Here is a 25,486-nt window from a genome sequence, read left to right as displayed (position 1 = left end):
TCATTGTATCGTCAGTGCAGTGAGGAAACTTGCAAAAACACGCTATCTTTACGAATGTCTTTGGCTGTCATACCCAACAATCGCTTACTTGTATTGGCAAAATGGGAGGGGGTATCGAAGCCGGCAGCCATGGCCGCATCTGTTATACTCAGTCCTTCAAAAATCAGATAACATGCCTTCTGCAGCTTATGTAAGACGAGATAACCACTAAGAGATATTCCTGTATTTTCTTTGAACAGATGTGAGAGCCTGCTGCTCGAAAGACCGAACTGAGAAGCGTAACGATGAATAGAGTGCTCCGAATCCGTGCAATTTTTCATATGTTGAATCAGTTGTTCAATTCGTGTATCCGTAATAGCTGGCGGAGTATAGTCGAGGTTAAACAGCGTCATGAGTTCTTGTAAAAACAAGCCGTAACTCTCGGCCGTATGAATTTGCGGCAAACTTTTTTTAATATATTCGGCCATGACCAGACTAAGCTCTGAAGGAAAATTGGCATATGCCTGTTTGCCCATATAATGCTTAAAGGCCGCAGCTATGCTGGAGGTGCTGTCTATTAGAAGCAATACCATAGGCTGTCCCAAACCTTGCAAACGATGAGTTACATTGGAATTAAGCACAATCCCGGAAGTACATATATGTTCTCCCTGAACTTCAATCTTAAAATCAGTTTCTAAAGCGATCGTAACTTGAATAAAGGTATGTTGATGCGTCTCAGCATCAATGGCATTCGAATGCACAAGAATGTGATGCTGCGCGCCATATAAGTTCATCAAACGGGAATCACCTCATGGGTAAAATAGAAAAATCTTTACTCTCTCTATTAGAATACATCTGGATTGGAATTGAAAGAGGAATCACCTTAAATGAAGCAATATCGTTTAATTATTCACTTCTATTCACTATAATTGACGAGAACAATACACGTCTTTTATATGAGGAGGTTAATAGAATGACTCAAAACCAGAGAAAAATTGCAATCATCACCGGTGCCAGCAGCCCGAGAGATATGGGAAGTGCTTTTTGCCGCAAGTTAGCTTCACGAGATATCGACATTTTCTTCACACATTACAAGGCTGATCCTGAGAGGATCATAACATTTCACAAGGAAATAGAGGACATGGGTGTGCGTTGTGCGTCGCTGGATGTCGATCTGGCTGAACGTTATGCAGCGCAGCAAGTTTATGAAAGCGCAGTCGAGAAGCTGGGCCAGCCCTCTATACTGATTAATAATGCTGCTTATGGCGTCAACACCGATTACAAGTCCTTTGATGCTGACCTCATGGACAACCACTATGCCGTTAATATGAGATCTACTTTTCTCTTATGTACGATCTTTGCCCGTGATTTCGAAAAATCCAGCCTAACCTCGGGTAGAATTATCAACATGACGTCTGGACAGGATATATCACCCATGCCAGGGGAATTAGCGTATGTTGCGACCAAAGGGGCGATCTCTGCTTTTACCAAGTCCTTGTCCCGTGAACTTGCACCACTCAAGATTACCGTAAATGCCGTAAACCCGGGGCCGACGGATACAACGTGGATGGATGACTCCATTCGTGACTATCTGTTGCCCAAATTTCCATTGGGACGAATCGGAGCACCAGAGGATGCAGCTAACATCATTGATTTCCTGGTGAGTGAAGCAGGGGCGTGGATCACGGGTCAGGTGATTCATTCAGAAGGCGGCTTTATTCGGGAATAGTCTGAAGAATCGGATGATACAACTAGAAATAAAGTCAAAACGTAAAAAGCTCAGCTGCATCAGCTGGGCTTTTTTGAAGATTGATATAAAGCGATGAATAAGTTCGATGAACCTCTCATCATGTTAACTCAAGAAATAGCGCTGGGCCATCGGAAGTTCATCAACTGGCAGGCACTGCAATGTTTCACCATTCACGGATACGGTGTAATTTTTCGGATCGACCATAATATTCGGTGTCTCTCCATTCAAAATCATATCTTTCTTGCTTGCTGCACGACAGCCACTCACAGGCTTTAATGACTTGCTCAACCCGAGAGGGGAGAGGGTGCCGGCATCAATTGAAGCCTGGGAAACAAAGGTCGCACAAATGGCTGAACGTGCCTTGCCATAGCTGCCAAACATAGGTCTGTACATGTACGGCTGTGGTGTCGAGATGGTGGAGTTGGGATCTCCCATCACACTATGAATAATCATGCCACCTTTAAGGACAAGCTCCGGTTTAACGCCGAAGAAGGCGGGTTTCCAGAGGACGAGATCGGCCATTTTACCGACTTCAATCGAGCCTACATAAGTGGAGATGCCGTGGGTAATGGCCGGATTAATCGTATACTTGGCAATATAACGTTTGACGCGCGCGTTATCTGCCTGGTTATCACCGGTAAGGGAACCGCGTTGTTTTTTCATTTTATCCGCTGTCTGCCACGTTCTAATCGCTACTTCACCTACACGACCCATTGCCTGTGAATCCGAACTGGTCATACTGATCGCCCCGATATCATGTAAAATATCTTCCGCACCAATCGTCGTTTCACGAATTCGTGACGCGGCGAAGGCCACATCCTCGGGAATTTTGGGATCGAGATGATGACAGATCATCAGCATATCCAGATGCTCATCGACCGTATTTCGGGTGTAAGGCATGGTTGGACTGGTAGAGGAAGGCAGCACGTTAGGCATGGAAGCGACACGTAATAAATCCGGCGCGTGACCGCCACCCGCACCTTCCGTATGATAGGTATGAATGGCACGACCGTTAAACGACCGCAGGCTGTCTTCTACATATCCGGCCTCATTCAGCGTATCCGTGTGGATATTGACCTGAATATCATACTGCTCGGCCACACTTAAACACTTGTCAATCACATAAGGTGTACTGCCCCAATCCTCATGAATCTTCAATCCGCCGACACCTGCGAGCACTTGCTCCTTCAGCGCTTCAGGCCTTGAGCTGTTGCCGCGGCCGAGCATCACAAAATTCATAGGAAGTGAATCTAGCGCCTGCAGCATTCGTTCAATGTGCCACACACCTGAGGTACAGTTGGTCGCGAGTGTCCCTGTAGCTGGCCCGGAACCTCCGCCGATCATCGTAGTAACACCACTTTGCAGCGCAATCTCAATTTGCTGCGGAGAAATAAAGTGGACATGGCTGTCTACGCCGCCAGCAGTCACGATCAAATTTTCACCAGAGATGACCTCTGTACCCACTCCAATATACATATCAGGATGTACGCCATCCATTACAAACGGATTTCCCGCTTTCCCAATACCCGCAATCAAGCCATCCTTGATCCCGATATCCGCTTTGACGATGCCCCAGGTGTCTATAATGACAACGTTGGTAATGACGGTATCCAGCACACCTTCATCCCGTGTCGCCAGAGGGTGCTGGCCCATACCGTCCCTGACTGTTTTTCCTCCGCCAAAAACACATTCATCTCCGTACACGGTAAAGTCTTTCTCGATCTCAATCTTTAACGAGGTGTCTGCGAGCCGAATCCGGTCTCCTGTCGTAGGTCCATACATACTTGCATACGTTGCACGATCAATGGTGTTCATGATTCAATCCTCCCGTTCGTTAATCCGGCAAAACCATAGATTTCCTTCGTGCCACCAATTTCAACCAGTGTAATCTCATGTGTTTCTCCCGGTTCGAAGCGAACGGAAAGACCTGAAGCGATATCCAGCCGATAGCCCTTGGTGCCTTCCCGGTCAAAGGATAACGAGGGGTTGGCTTCAAAAAAGTGGAAATGTGATCCGACCTGAATCGGTCGATCTCCCGTGTTGGTCACGGAACGCGTAATGCGTTTACGGTCAGGCAGCAGCACAATAGGATCGTCAGCGAATTCATATTCACCAGGTATAATCGCACCGTCTATACGGGCAATAGGCTCATGTACGGTCACCAGCTTCGTTCCGTCTGGAAATGTAGCCTCAATCTGAACCTCGCTCATCAGCTCGGCCACACCATCCATGACCTGTGATGCAGTTAAAAGGTGACGTGCTTCTTCCATGAGCTGTTTCACTGTTTTTCCATCCCGTGCACCCTCGACAACAAACCCGGAAATATAAGCAGCGGCTTCCGGATAATTCAGTTGAACGCCTCGTTTTAGACGCTTTTCAGCCATATCCGCAGCCAGATACATCAGTAATTTCTCACGTTCCTGTACCGTTAAATGCATAGACAGCAGCTCCTTTGTAATCATTTCCAGTTCTTGCTTATGTATGAAAATGTAACATGAGAATCGGTTCCAGTCAAACAAATATGTCAAATAACATAACATCATTAATTGGAATTGTGCGAGATGACAAACAGAGAGGACTTACGGAAAATATTTCGTAGTATACGGAGGGCAGATAAAGTATTCTTAAACTTGATGTTTGTCATACTCGACAATATGTTTCTGCAACATCCAATTACGAAACTAAAGTGTGCACAAACTGTTGCGAAACAGGACAGACAGAACACTATACTTTGATCGAGAGGAGGGATCAGATGGATTGGCTGATGAGAATGAACCGCGCTTTGGATCATATTGAAATGAATCTAGCGAATGAGATTGTGCTGAAAGACGTTGCTCAGTGTGCTTGTTGCTCATCCCATCAATTTCAGCGAATGTTCTCGTTTATCACTAATGTTTCACTTGCAGAGTATATAAGGAGAAGGCGGCTTACTCTGGCGGCCATCGAACTTCAGAACAGCGATACCAAAGTGGTTGATATTGCAGTCAAGTACGGCTACGAATCTCCAGTATCATTTGCAAGAGCATTCTATGCGTTACATGGTGTGAATCCTGCCAAGGCTAGAGAAGAAGGAACAGCCCTCAAAGCCTATCCGCGGCTGTCCTTTCTCATCTCGATTAAAGGGGCTGAGCCTGTGAATTATCGGATTGAAACCAAAGAGAGCTTTGAAGTGTTTGGAATGGAGCGCATATTCAGTCTAAATGGACAAGAAACTCCGGCTGACTTCTGGAAGCAAAGTCATGAGAATGGTGAGGTTGAGCGCCTTGCTGCGCATGCAGGAGGAGTGCCTGATTTCTTGAATCCGCACTATCATCAGGTTCATTCGGTGTGTAGTTATACAGCGACGGAGGAAGAGACATTTCCATATATGCTGTGTGCTTTCAAAAAGGAAACAAGCACAACCGAAGGGTACACGGTAATCAGTATACCTGCGTATACTTGGGCGATCTTTCCATCCGAGCCGTTTACTTGGGATCAATTTGATGGGGTCATGGAGACGTTATACCAACGTTTCTTTACCGAATGGCTCCCTACGGCGGGATATGAGCAGGTGAACGGTTTGGAATTCGAAATTACAGGAAGTAAGGATGGGCGGCAATTTGCAGAACTTTGGTTTGCTGTACGCAAAATAACCAATTAAACAGAAATGTCTAATGACAAGAGCCGCCAGATTAGCGGCTTTTTTTGTGTCGAGGACCTTGATCTAACACGCTTGAGAAAAGTTCGGCGCATGACTTGACCTTAGGTCTGTCCCAAGCCTTATGCTTCATGTTGTGTTTACAACGGCAAACATTATTGAGATGCAGAAGGGGAGGTTACAGCATGAACGTACATACGACAAAAGGAAGAATTTTCGGACTGGACTTGGCAAGAGCTCTGGCTGTCATTGGTATGATCCTGGTCAATTACAAGCTGGCGATGAATGCACAAGCGGCAGGACCGGATTGGCTGCAGACCATAACAGGGCTTTTCGAAGGGCGGGCTTCTGCGTTATTTGTCATTCTTGCAGGCATAGGAGTAGCGTTAATGACGGCCAAAGCGAGAGCTTCGGAAGGCGAGACTCTACTTCAAACGACACAACGACTACTATTTCGCAGAGCTGGATTTCTGTTTGTTACAGGCATGATGTTGCTACTCATCGGTTGGAGTGCAGACATTCTGCATTATTATGCGGTCTTCCTTGTCATTGCCGCTATGTTAATCAAAACATCCAACTCACATCTGCTCATCGGTACAATAGGCACAGTGATCGTGTCAATCCTTCAATTAATGATGTTGGACTACAGCTACGGCTGGTCGGAGAACTACCATCAATATGAGATATTGTGGACATGGAGCGGATTCACACGCAACCTGCTGTTTAACGGGTTTCACCCCATTTTCCCGTGGCTGGCATTTTTCCTGTTAGGCATGTGGGTGGGCAGAATTGGCTGGCTGACTCAGCTAAAAACCAGAGTGCGTCTGCTTCAGATCTCAGCAAGTGTTGCCGTAATTACCGAGATGGTTTCCGCATGGCTGGTTCATCGTTTCACCACTACACTGAGCTTCGAGGGAGCGCAGTCACTATTCGGCACCAAGCCCATGCCACCGAACCCGATATATTTCATCGCGGCAGCTTCATCCGCACTTGCCATGTTAGTGATTTGCATTGAAGTAGCCGAGAGATGGAGGGAGAGAATGTCGGTGCAGGCATTGATCAGCACAGGACAACTTTCACTTACACATTATGTTGCCCATGTTATGATTGGACTTGTTCCACTTCAATTAACAGGACAATTGGAAAATGGTAGTGTGGTGTTCTCAACCATCTATGCGTTGATATTTTACGTTGCCGCGATTGTCTTTTCATACTATTGGAAAAAACGTCATAGCCGCGGACCATTGGAACAACTAATGCGGAGATGGGAATGAGTACATGTGAAGGACAGACTATATTCATCGTGTAGGTTTATATGGTTTAATAACGTGTAGATTTTATAGTGTAATAATTGGATATTTCTAATAAACAGAATCGGGGAACTGCAATGAGTAAATATATTATCGGGATCGATCTGGGCGGTACGAATATCAAATCTGCCGTATTCACTACGGAATTCAAAAAAATTCACGAACGAAGCGATGCAACAGAAGCAGATCAAGGCCCCATTCATGTACTGAATAAAATGGTGAACATTGCAAAAGAGATGATGCTGCTTGTCGGAATCCAGCCGGATGCAGTTCAATGCATGGGAATTGGTGTACCGGGATTGTTGGACCCCGAAACGGGCAACTCTGTTTTTTCGCCTAATTTTCCTGAATGGGAGAATATTCATGTGGTAAACCACATGAAACAGCATTTTGAGTTTCCAGTGTTTATTGATAATGATGTGCGCGTAAATCTATATGGTGAATGGTTGTTTGGTGCGGGTGTCGGGTATCGCAACATGGTACTGATTACATTGGGCACCGGGTTGGGGTCTGGTATTGTCAATGACGGCAAGGTGAACTATGGTACAACCTCCAGTGCCGGGGAAATAGGTCATATGAATATGTACAGAGAGGGTCGCGCTTGCCGCTGCGGAAGCTCAGGCTGCTTGGGAAGGTATGTATCGGCTATTGGCATGGTCAGAACGCTGACAGATAAGCTTGATGCGGGCAAGCTTAGTATCATTACAGAATGGGTAGAGGGAGACCACACCCAAATTACAGCTCGCATGATCTCGGATGCGTACGATCTTGGCGACACACTTGCCATGGAGGTTATGCATGAGACAGGAGAGATTCTTGGATTTGGTCTGGCCAACGTAATCAATCTGTTAAATCCGGAACGGATTATCGTAGGCGGAGGCATGTCAGCAGCAGGTGACCGTCTTCTCAACAGCGTTCGGGACACCGTTCAAAAGCATTCATTACAGCTTGCTTCAGGAGCTTGTACAATCGTACAGGCGAAGCTGGGTGGACAAGCCGGGATGATTGGTGCTGCTGCTTATGCAAGCCGCAGGACGTCTGTTATTTTTGGTCCTTGAATTGTTTCGGCGTACAGCCTGTATAGGTTTTGAACACTTTCGCAAAATAACTCTGATCATTAAAGTTCAAAAGAGTAGCGATCTCCGCCAGAGAATAATTAGAATATGTCAATAAATTTTGAGCCTCTTCTATTTTGGTTTTCAACATAAATTGGGATATGGAGATCCCTACTTCTTTTTTGAACAGATTGGATAAATAATTAGGATGAAGTGAAGTCAGTTCAGCCAGTCGCGCAATGGTGATCCGTTCATGCAGGTGATTGAAGATGTAATCTTGACAAATATTAATAGGTTTGGAGTATTTATTTTTTTTGCTGTGTTCCACACGTTTCGTAAAGTCCAGCAAGGCATCCTCCATCAAATCATCCACCGCTTTACTATCCGTCAACTCCTCAAGTTTAAGAATATACAGATCACTGAGATTATAAGCAATTTCTTGAAATACACCACCTTCTACCGCTGCTCTGGTTGCAAGCGTAATAAGGGAGATGGCCAGATTTTTCTGGCTTCTGACATAACTGGTTTTGGACAGAACGCTTTTCTTGCCTTGTTTATGGATGGAATGGAAGGTTTCCAGCACTTTATCCGTTCTGCCTAACCGAATATAATCCAGCAGTTTTTTCTCTTTATGCATCTCGGTGTGTATGAGGTTATTTTGGCGCGCATCCATAATTTGATGATACGGGTGCTCGATCTCCAGTGCTGCTTTTCTCCAGTCATCCTTCTCCAGATTACCCAATACATCGGCCAGCGTTAACTGCTCCTGATAGAGCATGAAATAAACAACCATCGCAAAATTGATGAACTTGTAATTACTCATTACGGGTACATGATCGTAGTAGAAACTCAATTCTTTGTTATTGGCCTTGGTTAGCAGATCACTTAACGTGACATGAATGATGGCCTCGGTCATTTTAAAATGAATCACAGGTCCCGCGACAAGGCGTCCCATCCGCTGATCGTCAGCAAAGAGGTTTATAGCAAAAAACTTCTCCAGATAGACCGTTTCCCGAATAATCGGATACCGCCGATCCTCCGTGCCATCAAACAATGCTGCGATCATCTCGTGATCCGAGGAAAACAGAGGATTATGTTCAATATTCACAGGAATACGATAAAGCAGTTGATTATGCTCTCCGAAATAGTAGAAGGGTACATTGTATAAATGATGGGCCACCGTACATATAAACTCCAGATGTTCATCCGTAAAGCTTTGCACGTCAAAACCTCCAATTCAATTCATTCCTATTAAAATCAAACGTGAATCATCCGATTTATCTGTGAAAAATACCATATCAAACGGATAATACCGATTATAATTTTCCATGAAATCGATTTCAAGCATAGATTTGAAGGAGGTCACATCACTGGAACTTGCGTAAAGAGCTATTGTATTCCATAAATTGAGAGCGTTATCATTCTGTCTCATATCATCAATGATCTTTAGAGATATGCCCAAATAAACAAAAAAAGGTGGTTACTATGCGTCCATTCGGATATAAAGATAAATTCGGTTATTTGTTTGGCGATTTCGGGAATGATTTCTTTTTTGCATTGGTAGCTTCATTTCTAATGGTGTATTACACGGACGTATTCCATATTCATCCTGCAGCGGCGGGGGGCTTGTTTTTGTTAGCACGCTTATGGGATGCCATAGCGGATATTACCTGGGGGCGTTTTATTGATACGAGAAAAGCATCAAAGCATGGGAAGTTCAAGCCCTGGATTTATCGTATGTCCTTCCCGCTGGTCATCTCGGGTGTGCTTATGTTTGTATACATCCCGGGAATGTCCGACGGATTCTATCTTGCCTATGCTTATGTGACTTATATCTTGTGGGGAACGTTGTACAGTACGGTCAATATTCCCTACGGCTCTATGGCTTCGGTTATTACCGCAGACCCTGTAGAGCGAACCGTGCTGTCCACCTGGAGATCACTCGGCGCAACTCTCGCTCAGCTTATCGTTGGCGTGCTTGGCCCGCTGCTGATGTTTGTGAATAATGAAGCGAATGCCAATCGATTCCTGATGGGTGCTGTCATTTTCGGAGTTTTGTCAATCACGTCGTATATGGCATGTTATAAACTGTCCATCGAACGTGTTGTCATGGATGAGAACGAGAAGCCCAACACAAACTTGAAGAAAACATTACAGGGGCTGCTGAAAAACAAACCGCTGATCATTTTCCTGATCGGATCATTAATATTTTTAATCAATCTCATGCTGATTGGTACTGTAAACACGTACTTGTTCAAAGATTACTTTGGAAACGCGCAACTGTTAAGTGTGCTCAGCCTCGTTCAATCGGCAACGATATTTATCGGCATGCCCTTGGTTAAACCGCTAGTCGCAAAATTTGGTAAAAAAGAAGTCGCCGCGACCGGATTTTTACTTTCAACGGTGATCTATTTGCTTTTGTATCTCATTCCTGATCTGTCGGTGGTGCAATATATGATCATTTTGTCCGTCGGTTTGTTTGGTTACGCTCTGTTTAATCTGATCAGCTGGGCATTTATAACCGACCTGGTCGACTATCATGAGTATTTGACAGGGCTTCGAGAGGACGCTACGATTTACTCCATTTATTCCTTTTCACGCAAAGTCGGCCAGGCTGTAGCCGGAGGAATCGGTGGCGTAGCCGTTGCAGCCGTTGGATATAACGCTTCACTGCATGTGCAGACTGCGCAGACACTTAAAGGGATTTACCTGTTAGCAACACTTGTACCCGCAATCGGATTATTTCTTGTCTTTGTATGTATTGCCGTACTGTATCCTTTAAACAAAAAACGCACAGCTCAACTTGTAAGCGATATCAACGCGAAGAGAATGAGCAATTAGCTGACCAACAAGATATACAACGAAGGGAGGTAGAGCAAGGGTATTCTTTTTAAAAGAGAATGAAGGAGATGTTCATATGTTATACCCTATACTTACCGAGACTCGCAACGTGATTGATCTGAACGGAATATGGAATTTCAAACTCGATTCAGGTCAGGGATTTCAGGAGAATTGGCAGCAGGAAAAGCTAAAAAATACCCTATGCATGGCAGTGCCTGCTTCATATAATGACATTGGAGTAAGTGCAAAAATTCGTGATCACGTGGGCTGGGTGTGGTATGAGCGAGACATCACCATTCCGGATTTGTTAACCAAGGAGAGAGTGGTTTTACGGTTTGGTTCGGTCACTCATGCTGCGAAAGTGTATGTGAATGGCAATTTTGTAGTGGAGCACAAAGGTGGATTTCTGCCTTTTGAAGCTGTGATTAACCCTTATCTGCAAAGAGGGAAAAATCGGTTAACCGTTGCTGTCCATAATGTTGTGGACGAAACTACCTTACCTGTCGGTTCAGTTGTTGAGAAGCACATCGCCGGTGTAGGGAAGGTTGTGCAGAACCTGCCTAATTTTGATTTTTTCAACTACGCCGGTCTTCACCGTCCCGTTAAAATATACACCACCCCTGCAACTTACATCCAGGACGTCACTATCGTTGGCAAATTGGATGGACGGGTTGATTATGCTATCGAGATTGAAGGCTCGGCCGCAGTTAAAGTGAAAGTGAAAGTACTGGACGAATCAGGAGTGGTTGTGGCAGAATCTGCAGGGGCATCAGGTCTGGCACACATTCCAGACGTCAGGTTGTGGGAGCCGCTAAATGCCTACTTGTACACGCTTCGTATTGAACTGGAAACGGAATCTGAAAATGAAACCGTAGATGTCTATGAACAGCCATTCGGGGTGAGAAGTGTTGAGGTAAAGGAAGGCAAGTTCCTCATTAACAACAAACCGTTTTATTTCAAAGGATACGGCAAACACGAGGATACCGCGATGCATGGCAGAGGTTTTGATGAAGCGGCCAATGTGCTCGATTGTAACCTGATGAAGTGGAGTGGGGCGAATTCATTCCGCACCGCGCACTATCCATATTCGGAAGAGATGATGCGGCTGGCCGATCGGGAGGGCTTTGTTGTTATTGACGAGGTGCCCGCAGTGGGTATGCATCTGAACATGCTGGTTCTCCATCACGGCGGGGTGTTGAAAAATACGTGGGATGAACTGGAAACTTTTGAACACCATCAAGACGTAATTCGGGAGCTCATTCAGCGGGATAAAAATCACCCATGTGTCGTCATGTGGAACATCGCTAATGAGCCTGCTTCAGAAGAAGAGGGCGCCTACGAATATTTCAAACCGCTGGTGGAGTTAACCAGAGCATTAGATCCGCAGAAGCGTCCGATTACGATTGTCACCCAAATCGAATCGTCGCCGGAGAAGGATCAGATTGCAGAGCTGCTGGATATGCTCACCTTCAATCGTTATTACGGATGGTATGTGGATGGCGGGGAACTGAACCTGGCAAAACAGAAACTTCGCGCTGAACTCAATGGGTGGCTAAAAAGATGTCCACACACACCTATGATGATGACAGAGTATGGTGCAGATACCGTTGCCGGATTACATGATGTCGAGCCCGTTATGTTTACTGAAGAGTACCAGGTTGAATTCTACAAAGCCAACCATGAAGTGTTCGATGAGTTTCCACAGTTTGTTGGAGAACAGGTTTGGAATTTTGCTGATTTCGCAACCAGTCAGGGCATCATTCGAGTGCAGGGCAATAAAAAAGGCATTTTCACCCGTGATCGTAAACCAAAGGCAATTGCACATGAGCTTAAAAGACGCTGGACAAGTATCCCGGATTTCTACTATAAGGGTTAAAAAGAAGTATACACAATAGAGAACAGTGTTATTAAGAAGAATAACTATAAGCAGAAAAAAGCAGAGGAAAGCAGAAAGAAAACGGCTAAGAAAACAGATAAGAATAAAGATAAAGATAAAGATAAAACAAAGATAATAGAGAAGAAGACAGCTCATCATATAAAGTGGCTGTCTCTTTCTCATGGAAATAGAATAAAAATAGAATAGGGGTTTTAGTATATCATTTATATCACTCGCTGCTTCCAGGGTATAACGCTCGCTGAGTGACAGGAATTGATCAAAGCAAACACCTACCCGCGTCTATCATGTCAAAATTGCTGCTCATGCTCTTCTTTTTACATTATCCGTATTCTTCGTTATTTGCTTGCTTATGCTAGTGCCCTTTAGCCCTCAGAGTCAGCTTCCTCAAATAACTGTTGAAGCATCTTATCCTTGTTGTTCAGAAATTGCTTCATGATCTGATAATGATCTGTTTCCTCCAACGTCTGGAGCTCGATGCCCTCTGAAGTCAGATTAAAGATCTGTGAATCCGGGTATGCCATTAAAATAGGGGAATGGGTAGCAATAATGAATTGTGAGTTTTGCTGCACCAGTTCATGAATGCGAGCGAGCATAGCCATCTGGCGAAGCGGTGACAAAGCCGCCTCGGGCTCGTCCAGAATATACAGACCTTGGCCCCCGAAACGATGTATAAACGTAGCAAAAAAAGACTCTCCATGAGATTGCTCATGTAAAGATTTTCCCCCGTACGAATCTTTTATCGGAGGTCCATACGAAGGCTCGTTGTCCAATTCATCGATCGTTGTCGCCAGATTATAATAACTTTCAGCCCTGAAAAAGAAGCCGTCCCTGGGACGCCGCGACCCTCTGACCAGTTGGATATACTGAAACAGATCGGAATGCGTGGCCCGGGTAGAAAATGAAAAATTCATCGTTCCTCCTTCGGGATTAAATCCCCAGGAGACAGCAATAGATTCCATCAGCGTAGACTTGCCCATTCCATTTTCACCAACGATATACGTGACCTTGGGGTGGAAATTCAGCGTATGTAGATGTTGAATTACGGCCAAGTCAAACGGATATTGATCAAAAGCAGCAATTTGATCACGCTTCAGCCGAATCTGGCTTAAATAAGATGCAGATAAGTTCAACTGGCTTCACTCCAGACGATAGAATAGATGGGCTGTTGTCGTCGTATTACACTTCTATACTGCCATTGGTGCGTTATACATGTACTTCATAACGATCACGAAGAACAGATAAATGATGCAGCTCATGTCCGGTGATCACCCAAGCAATTGCACGAGCTGTAGTCGAGTAATCATTGACGACTCCTGTGCGCAGCCATGCTTCAGGACTAAGGCGGCGAAGCATGAGCAGGGTGGAATGCCGCACAGCTTCATATTCTTCTGCCAGATCGGCCACTGTATACGAGTCAAATGGATGACTGCCCATCAGTGTGTCCTGATCATATCCCGGAAGGGATGTCATATCACCTCTCGCTACCCGCAGCAAACGACCGCTCATAATACGTTCATTGTCAATAAGATGGCCGAAAACCTCTTTAACACTCCATTTCCCTTCTGCATAGCGGTAACTGGCTTGATCCTCAGTCAAGGAGGAAAGGGATGCCAGCACTTGTTTAGCTTGCTTCTCAAGCAGTTCCAACACATTGCCTTCAGGAACTTGACGAATGTATCCTTCATAAAAGGAAGCATATTCTTGTGGTTCAGGTCTTTCGTTCATGTGGTTGTCGTTCGTCTTCATGCTATAACCCCTTTTTTAACTAGGGCGTGTCTGAAAACTCTGAAGATAGCGGATTTTGCCGAATTTTCATTCCAAGCAAGGAAGTTTCTAGCAGGCGTGCCGGGGCACGTCAAGAGAAACTGACGTAGCAGGGGGCGAAAAGGAAAAGATGCACTTCAGCAGGTTTCAAGACACGCCCTAGAATTGATTTTTGTTTATTTTACCATTAATCAAGATAGAACCCCAGCGTAGATCACATTCATAGCATGATGTTAAGGTTAGAGTATCGCCATGGTTACAATATTGGTGCACGTTCTCTTTTGAATTCTCTTTCGGACTCTGGTTCGGATTTAACCCTTTATTATCGGAAGATTCAATGGATTATTTTTTGAATTATCGTAGCTACCCGCCAAACGCCGATTTATCAGCAGCATTTCTCGGAACAACCTACCTAGCTGGGTATCTACCTGCTCTAACGAATCCAGATGACCTTATTTGATCAATTTTGGGTCCTCTCAAATTGTAACGAATCCGACAAACCTTATTTCGCTGAAACCGCAAAATAAACACCCTTTTTCCCACCAAATGCCGAGAATAGGGTCCCCTCGATTCGTTAGAAATGAGAAACATGTAAAATTGGCCAAATAGCGTTATCTGAGATCGTTAGAAAAAAGAGCTTTTTGCAGCATCGGCGGAGCATGTCAATCTTGAAAGGAGCAAGTTTAAAGGGGCAAGTTTAGTGGTGCATTTTTACAGATTCGCATTATAATATACAGATCACGGTCAATAACATTTTTCTGAAAGGAGGGATCGACATCATTACACCGATGCAAGGCTACATTATTATTTTTGGATCTATTTTTCTATTCATTCTGATTTATATAGGAATTCCGGCTATTTTGATCTTAACAACCTATATGATGTTCCAAAAACGCAAAAAGCTTAACCAAGCGACAGCTCAAAACCAACTGAATCAACTAAACAATCCAGACAGCCCAAACAACGTGGACCACCTGAACAACGTAGACAAATTAGATAACCCAAACCATGTAGAAAATCTAGACAATGCTGACAGTCCAGATCATTTGAACACACCTAAGCTTCATATGCACCAATACAAAGTTAAACCCTAGCAAGCAGCAGACTATCCAACGTGAGACCTATGATAAAAACTTTTAACCCAGATACATAGTCCACCACCAAGCCGCCGTTAATCCGGTGGTTTTTTCATTTCACACAATTCGGCATAAGCTGATTCATATGAGAAGCATATGAGGATTGATCAATAATCCATCAGTATACATCATTGCAACTGTATGCCCGATACCTTACCCTGAATATATTAGTAACCGCTACCATCACATAAGTCAGAAGGGATCTGAACATAGGCTGAGCGTAAATACAAAATGAAATAACCTTCAACTGTCTATTTCGTTCATCAAACTATTGATCAAGATTGGCTCTGTCCGTCAAAACCTTGACGCTCTGCTGCTTGAATCGCTTGGGTGATACCCCTGTGATCTGTTTAAACTGTCTGCAGAAATGCTCCACATTGCGGTACCCGCAGCGATCAGCGATTTCAGCTATCGAGTAAAGGTAATGCCTGAGGTATTCTTTGGCTAAACGAATGCGGCTGTGGATGACATCATCCATACACGATACACCAAAGGATTTCTTATAAATCAGCTGCAAATACCCTGGACTGATACTCATCGTTTTGGCCATGGCCGCAACCGTCCATGGGTAACCGGGATTGTTGTGAATCGCCGTCCGCAGTTTCATTAGAGGATAATGCTGCGGGCCAATATTCTCAAGAACACAGGACTCCAGCATTTTGTTAAACAGCGTTCGAAGCAAAAAATCCATCGAGGCTTCCTGGTAATCTTTCTTGAAAGAATGCTCTGCGACCAGTAACTGGAACAGCTTGTGACAATATTCAGGATCATCTAACGGGAATGGCTTCCCGCGCGGGAGGCGGCTTTCGGTGATATAAGGCTCATCACTATGCAAACGAATCCAATCGTTTACATACTGCTCCGCACACGCACGGTAATAGATTTTCTGATGGGGTGCATATAGAACAGCATGATGGGGCGGATATTCCTTCAGCTCACCATCTACCCAGAACTGTGCCGCCGTCTTTGTGATGACCAAAAGCCAGCAATCATGCCCTTCGGGCACATCAAATACAAACCCACTGTGATGTACCGCATCATGTTCAACGTAAAAAATAGTATTCATCGTTCTTCACCTTTACCATACAGGTTGTGGAATAGATACTGAACTTGGACACCGTTACTTCTCCTTTGTAATATACGGTTATTCCTGTTTTCTATTATACGGTTACTTCTGCTCTATATTAAACGGAAGTTTGTCTTAAACGCTCGGCAAATACATTCATTTATTTTCATCTAAACCTTTAATCAATATCTTCAATATCTTTTCAACTTCAATATCTTTTCAATAAGGAGTGCATCTCGAATGAAAAAGCAAGCGTTTAACCCTTACCTGCCAGCGTGGGAGTATGTTCCTGATGGTGAGCCATACGTATTTAACGACAGAGTATATGTGTACGGGTCGCATGACCGTTTTAACGGGCATGTGTTTTGCCTGAACGATTATGTATGCTGGTCTGCACCAATAGACGATCTTGGTAACTGGCGCAATGAGGGCGTCATTTATTTGAAAACAGATGATCCGCTGAACCCGGACGGCCATATGTGTCTGTACGCGCCCGATGTAACGGTAGGGCCGGACGGACGTTATTATCTATTTTATGTGCTGGATAAAGTGCCGGTTGTTTCCGTTGCCGTGTGTGATACGCCCGCTGGTAAATATGAATTCTATGGTTATGTAAAATATGAGGATGGCACCCGGCTCGGAGAACGAGATGGGGATGAGCCGCAGTTTGATCCCGGTGTGCTGACGGAAGGACCGCTTACTTATCTGTATACCGGCTTCTGTGCACCTGGCGATCGTTCCAGACACGGCGCCATGGCAACCGTACTTGGACCGGACATGTTAACGATTGTGGAGGAACCCGTTTTCATCGCACCAAGTCAGCCGTACAGCGAGGGCAGTGGATTCGAAGGACATGAATTTTTTGAGGCACCTTCGATCCGCAAGAGGGGGGATCTGTACTATCTCGTTTATTCCTCGATTGTGATGCATGAATTATGCTACGCCACCAGCACATCCCCAACGGCAGGTTTTGAATACGGGGGCGTAATTGTGAGTAACTGTGATCTCCACATCGATACCTACAAACCGGCCGATATGCCGATGTATTACGGAGGCAACAATCACGGCAGTATCATCGAAATGAATGCAGACTGGTATATTTTCTATCACCGGCACACAAACGGAGATGCATTTAACAGGCAGGGTTGCATAGAGAAAATTTCATTTCAAGAGGACGGATCGATTCCTCAGGTGGAGATAACCTCTTGCGGCGCCAATGGAAGTGCACTTGAGGGTAAAGGAGAATATCCTGCACACATTGCATGTAATCTGTTTACTCGTGACGATCAAATATACACCGGAGGTTTCGGTGCAGGGGCCTGGCTGGACAGTCGCTTTCCGAAGATTACACAGGACGGCAGAGACGGTGATGAGGAGATCGGGTATATTGCCAATATGGTTGATTCAGCAACAGCAGGTTATAAATACTTCCATTGTCATGGCATTCGCCAGGTTACCCTGAGGGTAAGAGGATACTGCAGCGGAGCTTTCGAGGTGAAAACCTCATGGGACGGCCCGGTTCTGGGAACCATCCCGGTTCACTTTACCAATGAATGGAAGGCCTACACCGCGCCAATCAACATCCCGGACGGCACACAAGCATTGTATTTTACTTATAGAGGAAATGGCGGAGCAAGTCTTGCTTCATTTGCCTTGGAATAAGATGTTAGGCAGAATTCAAAGAATGCCTCAGGAGAAGCGGTTGCACGCTTTTTCCGGCATGTGATGTATGTCTGCATCATGTGGTGGTGGTGGAAAGCAGCTAGTGGTGAGTCAATCGTCCATTAGCTGCTTTTTTCATGCTCTGCCTGCTGTGAATGGCTGCGAAACTCGCTTGGTGCAATGCCCGTCCACCGCTTGAATTGACGACTGAAATGCGCATTAGTCTTATACCCCAGCATCATGGCAATATGGTCGATCGTCAGATCCGTCTGTTTAAGGAGCCGCTGTGCTTCGTTCAGAAGTGTCTCGGATAAAAATTTGCGTGGCGGCTGACCGTAGATTTCGCGAAAAATCCGATTCACCTGGGATGTGCTCATATTCAGCGATTTGGCGATATCCTGAATCCATGTACGGTTATTCTCCTGAATCTCGCCATGAAGATGAATGTAGTTTACTGAATCCTCGATGTGCTCCGCGATCTGATGGGCAATGATTTCTTTTCTGGATAATGTAACGGAGGCGTGATCCGATAACTGCCCAACCAGCGAGCCAAGCAGCTCAAATACGGCAGCATGCACCTTCATCTGCTTGGAGGAGGATAATGAATCGGACAAATGCTCCGTAGACAGCTCGTATAATGCAGACAGGGAGGCCGATAATCCCGTGGCCAGATTGGAAACAGCCGGATAATAGATATCATTACAACGGTTGAGCTCCCGGCAGAAGGATGTATCATGCACACTGAAATGCACTGAAAAATAACTGAAGCCCTCTGGCCCTGCGCCTGTACAGGAATGGGTCATTCCAGGGCGGATGAACAACAGGTCACCCTTGGACTGCTTGTAAAGCTGCCCATTAACCACCATATCCATCTGCCCCTCCATCATCCAGTGTATTTCATACATCGTGTGCTCGTGAGATGGATAAGTCCAGTTCGAATCTGCTTTTCGGGCATGCAGACCCATGAGTTGAAACGACATGCGAACATCAGGAAGACGGCCCAGATACATCGCTTCCGCATGTTTGGTCATACCAGCTCAGCTCCTTTGTCGAATAAATATAACCTTATCTTACCAGAAAAATAATGCGTGAAAAGGGTAACTCTTCGGATGGATTAGAGCATCGTCATGAGACATCCATGATGCTAAGGTATAATTATCAACCCGCCAAGGGAAAACAGGGGGCACGCTTACATGCGAATTATTCGATTTCTGGATGGAGAACAGAAGTGGCTTGCAGCCGTTACTGATGACGAACAAGCCTATCGTTTGCCACAAGCCGATTTCATCACACTGATCCATCAGTCCAGAGAGCAGGGGATATCTCCAGTACAGCTTGTTGAAAGCGCTCTTAAACCCGTGAACCGTTTGACAGAGGATTGGACATCCCTGCATTTTATTAATCCAATTGACGCTCCGGAGGTGTGGGCTGCGGGTGTGACGTATCAGCGAAGCCGGGAAGCGCGTAATTATGAAGCGACAGTTGGCAAGCTGGATGCGAACACCTTTTACGATAAGGTCTACGATGCAGAACGGCCGGAAATCTTTTTCAAATCAACAGCTGCCCGGACCGTGGGTCCTAATGAAGCCGTAACACTCCGCAGCGATTCCACCTGGCAGATTCCAGAGCCCGAGCTTGGGCTGGTAATTACCGCAGATGGCAGCATTGTGGGATACATCGTTGGCAATGACATGAGCTGCCGGGACATCGAGGGTGAAAATCCGTTGTATCTGCCGCAGGCCAAAATATGGCGCAGCTCCTGCGCTATTGGTCCAGCTATACGTTTGGCAGAAACGGTAGCTAATCCTTATGATCTTGACATCGTCTGCGAAATCTATCGCGATAGCAAGGTTGTGGTGAATAGTGAGGCGAGTACAAGCGAATTAAACCGGAAGCTGGATGAGCTGGTTTCCTTTTTGGCAAGAGACAATGATTTGTTTGACGGAACCGTGCTGCTGACAGGTACAAATATCGTACCGCCTAACGATTTTACACTTCAGCCAGGAGACCGCATTGAAATTACGATCAGCGGCATCGGCACACTGGTAAATCCTGTTGTTTCAAACCGATAAATGATGAATTCGAACAAATGAACAGGGAGGATGAGCGCAATGGGTTTTCAGTTAGAGCAGACGTATAACAATTTTATTAACGGTGAATGGGTGAAGGCAGGTTCCGGCCAGACCGAACCAAGCCTTAATCCGGCGAATCGCAAAGAAATTGTAGGTTATGTTCCAGCTTCTGGTGTGGAGGACCTGAATCATGCTGTGGCAGCGGCCAAAACGGCAGCCAAAACGTGGCGCAGGTTAACTGGTGCGGAACGCGGCAATTATCTGTTTCAGGCTGCCAACGTACTCGAACGTCGGGCAGACGAGGTAGCCGAAGCGATGACAAGGGAGATGGGGAAAACCTTCCCTGAAGCCAAGGGAGAGACGATGCGCGGCGTTGCGATTCTGAGGTATTACGCAGGAGAAGGCATGCGCAAAACAGGTGATGTTATTCCGTCAACGGACAGCGAAGCTCTGATGTTCACAACCCGTGTACCGCTTGGTGTGGTAGGTGTGATTGCACCTTGGAATTTTCCGGTGGCGATCCCGATCTGGAAAACAGCGCCTGCGTTGATCTACGGCAATACCGTTGTACTCAAGCCAGCTCAGGAAACGGCGGTTACCGCAGCCATAGTAATGGAATGCTTCGAGGAAGCGGGACTGCCAGCAGGAGTTCTGAACCTGATATGTGGTAAAGGCTCGGTTATCGGTTCCGCGCTGGCGGAGCACCCGGATGTTAATGGCATCACATTCACAGGCTCCAATGAAGTCGGCAAACGGGTTGGTGCGGCTGCCCTCGCTCGGGGTGCCAAATACCAGCTTGAAATGGGTGGTAAAAATCCGGTAATCATTGCCGCAGACGCTAATCTCGATCTGGCTGTAGAAGGAACGATCAGCGGTGGTCTGAAATCAACAGGGCAAAAATGTACAGCGACCAGCCGCGTTATTATCGAACGAAAAATATATGATGCCTTCAAGGAAAAGCTGCTGTCACAGGTTCAGGAGATTCGTTTGGGAGACGGCATGTCTGCTGGCAGCTGGATGGGGCCGTGTGCAAGTGAAGGGCAGCTGAACACCGTGCTGAGCTACATTCAGAAAGGACAGGATGAAGGCGCAGTTCTGCTTGCCGGGGGAAAAAGGCCAGATAATCCCGAGCTTGCAGAGGGCTTTTATGTAGAACCAACCGTATTTGAAGGTGTCGAATCCCATATGACTATTGCCAGGGAAGAAATTTTTGGCCCAGTGCTGGCCTTGATGCCCGTTGACTCTATCGAGGAAGCGATAACACTCGCCAATGACAGCGATTATGGTTTAAGTGCTTCAATCTATACGCAGAACGTTGGTTCGATGCTCTCGTTTATTCGGGATATGGATGCCGGACTTGTCAGAATTAATGCAGAAACCGCAGGGGTAGAGCTGCAGGCACCGTTTGGCGGGATGAAAATGTCCAGCTCGCATTCCAGAGAGCAGGGACAAGCGGCTATTGAATTTTTCACCGCGATCAAAACAGTCTTCGTGAAATCATAACCTGCGGGGAGGATATCATGTACGAACAGATCCTATCAATTATGGAGGGAAAAGCAGCTGTTCTGGAGGGAAAAGCAGCTGAACAGGATGGAGCAGTGACCGAACTGAAAGGAACGGCGTCTGACCGAGATAATATGGCGTCAGACCGCTACGAGATTACAGCTCATGCTCCTGGGCCCACAGGTCATCTGCCGTTGACCGATAATTTGCTGCGTAATGCTCCAAGCGGTGACTTGTTCGGCATGTCCCAGAATGTTGGCATGGGCTGGAAGCCAGGAGAATTAAACGGCAAACAGTTCCTTATCTTAAGCACACAGGGCGGTATTCGAAATGAAGATGGCAGCCCTGCAGCTCTTGGTTATCATACGGGTCACTGGGAGGTTGGGCTGCTGATGAAGGCGGCTGCCGAAGAACTGTCCAGCCATGGCGGCATCCCCTTTGCCGGTTATGTCAGTGACCCTTGCGACGGCAGATCACAAGGAACGACCGGTATGTTCGACTCGCTTCCGTATCGGAACGATGCGGCAATGGTTTTCCGCCGATTGATTCGATCTCTGCCCACGCGAAAAGGTGTGCTTGGGGTTGCCACCTGTGACAAGGGACTGCCCGCCATGATGCTTGCGCTTGCAGGTATGCCGCAGCTGCCAGGAGTGATCGTTCCGGGCGGTGTTACCCTTCCGCCTACGGATGGAGAGGACGCTGGCAAAATCCAGACTATTGGTGCAAGGTATTCGAATGGAGAGCTTTCACTGGAGATGGCATCAGAGCTGGGATGCCGGGCTTGTGCTACACCTGGCGGGGGATGTCAGTTTCTAGGAACAGCTGCAACTGCGCAGGTTGTCGCGGAGGCTTTGGGCATGACGGTACCTCACGCCGCCTTGGCCCCTTCAGGACAGCCGATCTGGACCGAGATGGCGCGTCAATCCGCACGCGCGCTCATGCATATGGAGAAGCAGGGTATGACGATGTCTGACATTATTACCGATGCTTCCATTCGCAATGCCATGGTTGTACATGCTGCCTTCGGCGGGTCTACGAATCTGCTGCTTCATATTCCAGCGATTGCTCATGCGGCAGGTCTAACACTGCCGGGTGTACAGGACTGGATTCAGGTCAATAAACAGGTGCCCAGACTGGTAAGCGCGCTGCCGAACGGTCCTGTCTTTTACCCGACCATTCGGGTATTTCAGGCCGGCGGTGTTCCCGAGGTCATGCTTCATCTCAGACGCCTGGGCCTGTTGGATGTCTCTGTACCGACCGTAACTGGCATGCCTTTGGATCATGTACTGGATTGGTGGGAATCGTCAGAACGTCGTCATGTCATGCGCAAGCAGCTGCAGGAGAGAGATGGCATTGATCCGGACACCGTCATTATGAGTGCAGAACTTTCGAAGCATCTCGGGATTTCCTCAACGGTGACCTTTCCAACCGGCAATATCGCTCCCGAAGGCTCGGTTATTAAATCGACCTCCATCGACCCGGATGTTCTGGATGAGCATGGGGTATATCGTCACCGGGGCACTGCAAAGGTGTTTACCACCGAACGTGCAGCCATTCGTGCCATCAAAACAGGCGGAATTCAGGCAGGAGACATCATCGTACTGCTTGGACGCGGCCCCTCAGGCACGGGCATGGAGGAGACCTATCAGCTAACGTCTGCACTCAAACATCTGTCTTTTGGCAAATACGTCTCCCTGATTACGGATGCAAGGTTCTCGGGTGTCTCCACAGGTGCATGTATTGGTCATGTTGGTCCTGAAGCTCTGGCGGGCGGGCCAATTGGCAAGCTGCGGGATGGTGATCTGATTGACATTGTAGTGAATCGAAGCACACTGGACGGAAGTATTAATTTTGTCGGAACAGTGGGCATGGAGGTAACTCCCGAGGAAGGAGCCTTTATTCTGGCACAGAGATCGTTTCATCCAAATATGCGTGCAGATGAAGCGCTGCCAGATGATACACGCCTGTGGGCCGCACTTCAAGCGGTCAGCGGGGGAACCTGGAGAGGCAATGTGTATGATGTCGATCGAATTATCACCGCACTCGAAGCGGGGAAAAAAGCACTGGGTTGGCACTAAACCAACAGGACCTGGATAAACAAAGTCACTCTGGCATCGGTGCTCTGGCCTGTATATATTTTTGGAACAGATATTACTTATGTACCGGAGGTTTCTTCAATGAATACGATCAACCCTTTGATCACCAATCCGATTCTTCCCGGGTTTCATCCCGATCCCTCTATCTGCAGGGCGGGAGAAGATTATTATATCGCTACATCTACGTTCGAGTGGTTCCCGGGTGTACGCATTCACCATTCCAAGGATCTCGTTCATTGGCGCGCAATGCCGTATCCGCTAACTCGCAAGGCGCAGCTCAACATGGAGGGTAACATTAATTCAGGCGGCGTATGGGCGCCCTGCCTCAGTTATGATAACGGGATGTTTTATCTAATATATACCGATGTGAAGAGCCGGGTGGGTGCTTTTAAAGATACACATAATTACCTTGTCACCGCATCGGATATTGAAGGACCATGGTCTGACCCGATCTATCTGAACAGCAGCGGTTTTGATCCATCCTTATTCCATGATGAAGACGGGCGCAAATGGCTGGTTAATATGATCTGGGATCACCGTAAAGGCAAAAATCACTTCGCAGGCATCGTGCTGCAGGAGTATTCCGTTCAGGAACAGAGGCTGATCGGACCCGCAGTTAATATTTTCAAAGGGACAGAGCTGGGACTGACAGAAGCACCGCATCTGTATAAGCATAACGGATATTATTACTTGGTCACCGCAGAAGGTGGAACAGGCTATGAGCATGCCGTTACCGTTGCCCGTTCACTTACGCTACAAGGCCCTTACGAGGTTGACCCGGCAAACCCGATACTCACATCCAATGGCAGAACGGATTTACCCCTGCAAAAAGCAGGTCATGGCAGTCTCGTGGAAACACACACTGGTGAATGGTACATGGCACATCTCGTTGGAAGACCCGTCCAGGATAAGCACTGCATTCTTGGTCGAGAGACGGCTCTGCAGCGCTGTATCTGGAGCGAAGAAGGATGGTTGAGACTTGCTACTGGAGATCGTTATCCAGAGCTTCAGGTCGCTGCACCTAACGTAACACCGCATCCTTTTGAACCGCTGCCCGATAAGGATCACTTTGATCAGACCGTGCTTCGAAACGACTGGAATACACTTCGCATCCCGCCTGACCCGTCGTGGCTTAGTTTGACGGAGCGCCCCGGGTACTTGCGTCTGTATGGTATGGAGTCGATGAGCTCTACGCATCGACAAAGTATGGTTGCCCGCAGACTGCAAACCTTTGAAGGTGAAGCGGAGACCTGCCTTGAGTTCGCACCGGATCATGCACAGCAGATGGCTGGACTGATCCTGTATTACGATACTAAGGATTATCTCTATCTGCGAGTGACACATCATGAAGAGAAGGGGCTGTGCCTTGGGATCATTCAATCCAGATATGGAGTGTATGATGAGCTTATGGAGGAAGATATTCCTCTGACGCAGGGGAATCGAATTCGTCTGAAAACGGTGATTGATCATGATCGTGCCTGTTTTTACTACAGCTTAGACGAGCATTCCTCATGGGTTCAGGCTGGTAAGTGGACGGATATTACGCATTTATGTGATGAATCTCCGGAGTACATTCGCTTCACCGGAACCTACATTGGGCTTTGTGTGCAGGATCTTGGCGGAACACGCAAGCATGCTGATTTTGATTATTTTCGGTATATCACATCATAAAGACTAAGAAGAAGGCTCCCGTTATCTGGCCGTTATCTGGGAGCCTT

General features: G+C 46.6%; 19 protein-coding genes. 11 read left to right on the top strand and 8 right to left on the bottom strand.

Annotated features, from left to right (window positions below; genetic code table 11):
- Positions 1 to 11: 11 nt before the first annotated feature.
- Positions 12 to 773: a helix-turn-helix domain-containing protein gene (locus IEW26_RS08440; RefSeq protein ID WP_229729792.1), complete on the bottom strand. Its 762-nt coding sequence runs from the start codon at positions 771 to 773 to the stop codon at positions 12 to 14.
- Between the two features lie 179 nt (positions 774 to 952).
- On the opposite strand from IEW26_RS08440, the gene IEW26_RS08435 reads away from it, so the two are divergent.
- Positions 953 to 1,708 carry an SDR family oxidoreductase gene (locus IEW26_RS08435; protein ID WP_188592050.1) on the top strand — a complete coding sequence of 252 codons (756 nt, stop codon included), beginning with the start codon at positions 953 to 955 and terminating at the stop codon, positions 1,706 to 1,708.
- Between the two features lie 123 nt (positions 1,709 to 1,831).
- Here IEW26_RS08435 and ureC read toward each other — a convergent pair whose 3' ends face one another.
- Positions 1,832 to 3,544, bottom strand: coding sequence for an urease subunit alpha (ureC, locus tag IEW26_RS08430; RefSeq protein ID WP_188592049.1), 1,713 nt, complete (start codon positions 3,542 to 3,544; stop codon positions 1,832 to 1,834).
- Positions 3,541 to 4,167 (bottom strand): urease subunit gamma, encoded by a 627-nt coding sequence (ureA, locus tag IEW26_RS08425; RefSeq protein ID WP_145402233.1) that lies wholly within the window; start codon positions 4,165 to 4,167, stop codon positions 3,541 to 3,543. Before ureA ends, ureC begins: the two co-directional genes overlap by 4 nt.
- 314 nt (positions 4,168 to 4,481) lie before the next feature.
- Between ureA and IEW26_RS08420 the strand changes: the two genes are divergently transcribed.
- The 3 genes from IEW26_RS08420 (at position 4,482) to IEW26_RS08410 (ending at position 7,734) form a co-directional block, all read left to right on the top strand.
- A complete protein-coding gene (locus IEW26_RS08420) occupies positions 4,482 to 5,369 on the top strand; it encodes an AraC family transcriptional regulator (protein WP_188592048.1) in 888 nt (295 codons plus the stop codon).
- A gap of 182 nt (positions 5,370 to 5,551) precedes the next feature.
- A complete protein-coding gene (locus IEW26_RS08415; RefSeq protein WP_188592047.1) occupies positions 5,552 to 6,640 on the top strand; it encodes a DUF418 domain-containing protein in 1,089 nt (362 codons plus the stop codon).
- A gap of 113 nt (positions 6,641 to 6,753) precedes the next feature.
- A complete protein-coding gene (locus IEW26_RS08410; RefSeq protein ID WP_188592046.1) occupies positions 6,754 to 7,734 on the top strand; it encodes an ROK family protein in 981 nt (326 codons plus the stop codon).
- Here the strand turns inward: IEW26_RS08410 and IEW26_RS08405 are convergent.
- Entirely contained in the window at positions 7,718 to 8,953 is a 1,236-nt protein-coding gene (locus IEW26_RS08405) for a helix-turn-helix transcriptional regulator (protein ID WP_188592045.1), read from the bottom strand. The genes IEW26_RS08410 and IEW26_RS08405 overlap by 17 nt on opposite strands.
- 263 nt (positions 8,954 to 9,216) lie before the next feature.
- On the opposite strand from IEW26_RS08405, the gene IEW26_RS08400 reads away from it, so the two are divergent.
- A complete protein-coding gene (locus IEW26_RS08400; RefSeq protein WP_188592396.1) occupies positions 9,217 to 10,572 on the top strand; it encodes an MFS transporter in 1,356 nt (451 codons plus the stop codon).
- Positions 10,573 to 10,648: 76 nt separating this feature from the next.
- A complete protein-coding gene (gene uidA, locus IEW26_RS08395) occupies positions 10,649 to 12,448 on the top strand; it encodes a beta-glucuronidase (RefSeq protein WP_188592044.1) in 1,800 nt (599 codons plus the stop codon).
- A gap of 383 nt (positions 12,449 to 12,831) precedes the next feature.
- Here the strand turns inward: uidA and IEW26_RS08390 are convergent, their stop codons facing one another.
- The 3 genes from IEW26_RS08390 to IEW26_RS08375 all read right to left on the bottom strand — a co-directional run bounded on the left by IEW26_RS08390 (position 12,832) and on the right by IEW26_RS08375 (position 16,435).
- Positions 12,832 to 13,569 (bottom strand): AAA family ATPase, encoded by a 738-nt coding sequence (locus tag IEW26_RS08390; protein ID WP_229729791.1) that lies wholly within the window; start codon positions 13,567 to 13,569, stop codon positions 12,832 to 12,834.
- Positions 13,570 to 13,672: 103 nt separating this feature from the next.
- Positions 13,673 to 14,194: a DinB family protein gene (locus tag IEW26_RS08385; RefSeq protein WP_188592395.1), complete on the bottom strand. Its 522-nt coding sequence runs from the start codon at positions 14,192 to 14,194 to the stop codon at positions 13,673 to 13,675.
- A 1,443-nt stretch (positions 14,195 to 15,637) separates the two neighbouring features.
- A complete protein-coding gene (locus IEW26_RS08375; protein ID WP_188592042.1) occupies positions 15,638 to 16,435 on the bottom strand; it encodes a helix-turn-helix transcriptional regulator in 798 nt (265 codons plus the stop codon).
- A 240-nt stretch (positions 16,436 to 16,675) separates the two neighbouring features.
- Here IEW26_RS08375 and IEW26_RS08370 point away from each other — a divergent pair, with 240 nt between their 5' ends.
- Positions 16,676 to 18,097, top strand: a complete 1,422-nt coding sequence (locus IEW26_RS08370; protein WP_188592041.1) for a family 43 glycosylhydrolase — start codon at positions 16,676 to 16,678, stop codon at positions 18,095 to 18,097.
- A 122-nt stretch (positions 18,098 to 18,219) separates the two neighbouring features.
- On the opposite strand, the gene IEW26_RS08365 is transcribed toward IEW26_RS08370, so the two are convergent.
- Complete coding sequence (locus tag IEW26_RS08365; protein ID WP_188592040.1) at positions 18,220 to 19,128, bottom strand: AraC family transcriptional regulator; 909 nt, start codon at positions 19,126 to 19,128, stop codon at positions 18,220 to 18,222.
- A 162-nt stretch (positions 19,129 to 19,290) separates the two neighbouring features.
- On the opposite strand from IEW26_RS08365, the gene IEW26_RS08360 reads away from it, so the two are divergent.
- The 4 genes from IEW26_RS08360 to IEW26_RS08345 all read left to right on the top strand — a co-directional run bounded on the left by IEW26_RS08360 (position 19,291) and on the right by IEW26_RS08345 (position 25,439).
- Positions 19,291 to 20,169 carry a fumarylacetoacetate hydrolase family protein gene (locus IEW26_RS08360; protein WP_188592039.1) on the top strand — a complete coding sequence of 293 codons (879 nt, stop codon included), beginning with the start codon at positions 19,291 to 19,293 and terminating at the stop codon, positions 20,167 to 20,169.
- Between the two features lie 39 nt (positions 20,170 to 20,208).
- Positions 20,209 to 21,672, top strand: coding sequence for an alpha-ketoglutaric semialdehyde dehydrogenase GucD (gene gucD / locus IEW26_RS08355; RefSeq protein ID WP_188592038.1), 1,464 nt, complete (start codon positions 20,209 to 20,211; stop codon positions 21,670 to 21,672).
- 134 nt (positions 21,673 to 21,806) lie between these two features.
- Positions 21,807 to 23,750, top strand: coding sequence for a YjhG/YagF family D-xylonate dehydratase (locus IEW26_RS08350; protein ID WP_188592394.1), 1,944 nt, complete (start codon positions 21,807 to 21,809; stop codon positions 23,748 to 23,750).
- Between the two features lie 99 nt (positions 23,751 to 23,849).
- Entirely contained in the window at positions 23,850 to 25,439 is a 1,590-nt protein-coding gene (locus tag IEW26_RS08345; protein WP_188592037.1) for a glycoside hydrolase family 43 protein, read from the top strand.
- Positions 25,440 to 25,486: the final 47 nt, after the last annotated feature.

The sequence above is a fragment of the Paenibacillus silvae genome (assembly GCF_014639235.1).
GTDB classification, from domain to species: domain Bacteria; phylum Bacillota; class Bacilli; order Paenibacillales; family Paenibacillaceae; genus Paenibacillus; species Paenibacillus silvae.
Note: the sequence above shows the minus strand (reverse complement) of the source record. Positions and strands in the feature narration are given on the sequence as shown.

Bases quoted from the DNA above. Each gene is read 5' to 3' on its own strand.
- IEW26_RS08440 (WP_229729792.1), bottom strand. From the start codon at position 773: ATGAACTTATATGGCGCGCAGCATCACATTCTTGTGCATTCGAATGCC.
- IEW26_RS08435 (WP_188592050.1), top strand. From the start codon at position 953: ATGACTCAAAACCAGAGAAAAATTGCAATCATCACCGGTGCCAGCAGC.
- ureC (WP_188592049.1), bottom strand. From the start codon at position 3,544: ATGAACACCATTGATCGTGCAACGTATGCAAGTATGTATGGACCTACG.
- ureA (WP_145402233.1), bottom strand. From the start codon at position 4,167: ATGCATTTAACGGTACAGGAACGTGAGAAATTACTGATGTATCTGGCT.
- IEW26_RS08420 (WP_188592048.1), top strand. From the start codon at position 4,482: ATGGATTGGCTGATGAGAATGAACCGCGCTTTGGATCATATTGAAATG.
- IEW26_RS08415 (WP_188592047.1), top strand. From the start codon at position 5,552: ATGAACGTACATACGACAAAAGGAAGAATTTTCGGACTGGACTTGGCA.
- IEW26_RS08410 (WP_188592046.1), top strand. From the start codon at position 6,754: ATGAGTAAATATATTATCGGGATCGATCTGGGCGGTACGAATATCAAA.
- IEW26_RS08400 (WP_188592396.1), top strand. From the start codon at position 9,217: ATGCGTCCATTCGGATATAAAGATAAATTCGGTTATTTGTTTGGCGAT.
- uidA (WP_188592044.1), top strand. From the start codon at position 10,649: ATGTTATACCCTATACTTACCGAGACTCGCAACGTGATTGATCTGAAC.
- IEW26_RS08385 (WP_188592395.1), bottom strand. From the start codon at position 14,194: ATGAACGAAAGACCTGAACCACAAGAATATGCTTCCTTTTATGAAGGA.
- IEW26_RS08375 (WP_188592042.1), bottom strand. From the start codon at position 16,435: ATGAATACTATTTTTTACGTTGAACATGATGCGGTACATCACAGTGGG.
- IEW26_RS08370 (WP_188592041.1), top strand. From the start codon at position 16,676: ATGAAAAAGCAAGCGTTTAACCCTTACCTGCCAGCGTGGGAGTATGTT.
- IEW26_RS08365 (WP_188592040.1), bottom strand. From the start codon at position 19,128: ATGACCAAACATGCGGAAGCGATGTATCTGGGCCGTCTTCCTGATGTT.
- IEW26_RS08360 (WP_188592039.1), top strand. From the start codon at position 19,291: ATGCGAATTATTCGATTTCTGGATGGAGAACAGAAGTGGCTTGCAGCC.
- gucD (WP_188592038.1), top strand. From the start codon at position 20,209: ATGGGTTTTCAGTTAGAGCAGACGTATAACAATTTTATTAACGGTGAA.
- IEW26_RS08350 (WP_188592394.1), top strand. From the start codon at position 21,807: ATGGCGTCAGACCGCTACGAGATTACAGCTCATGCTCCTGGGCCCACA.
- IEW26_RS08345 (WP_188592037.1), top strand. From the start codon at position 23,850: ATGAATACGATCAACCCTTTGATCACCAATCCGATTCTTCCCGGGTTT.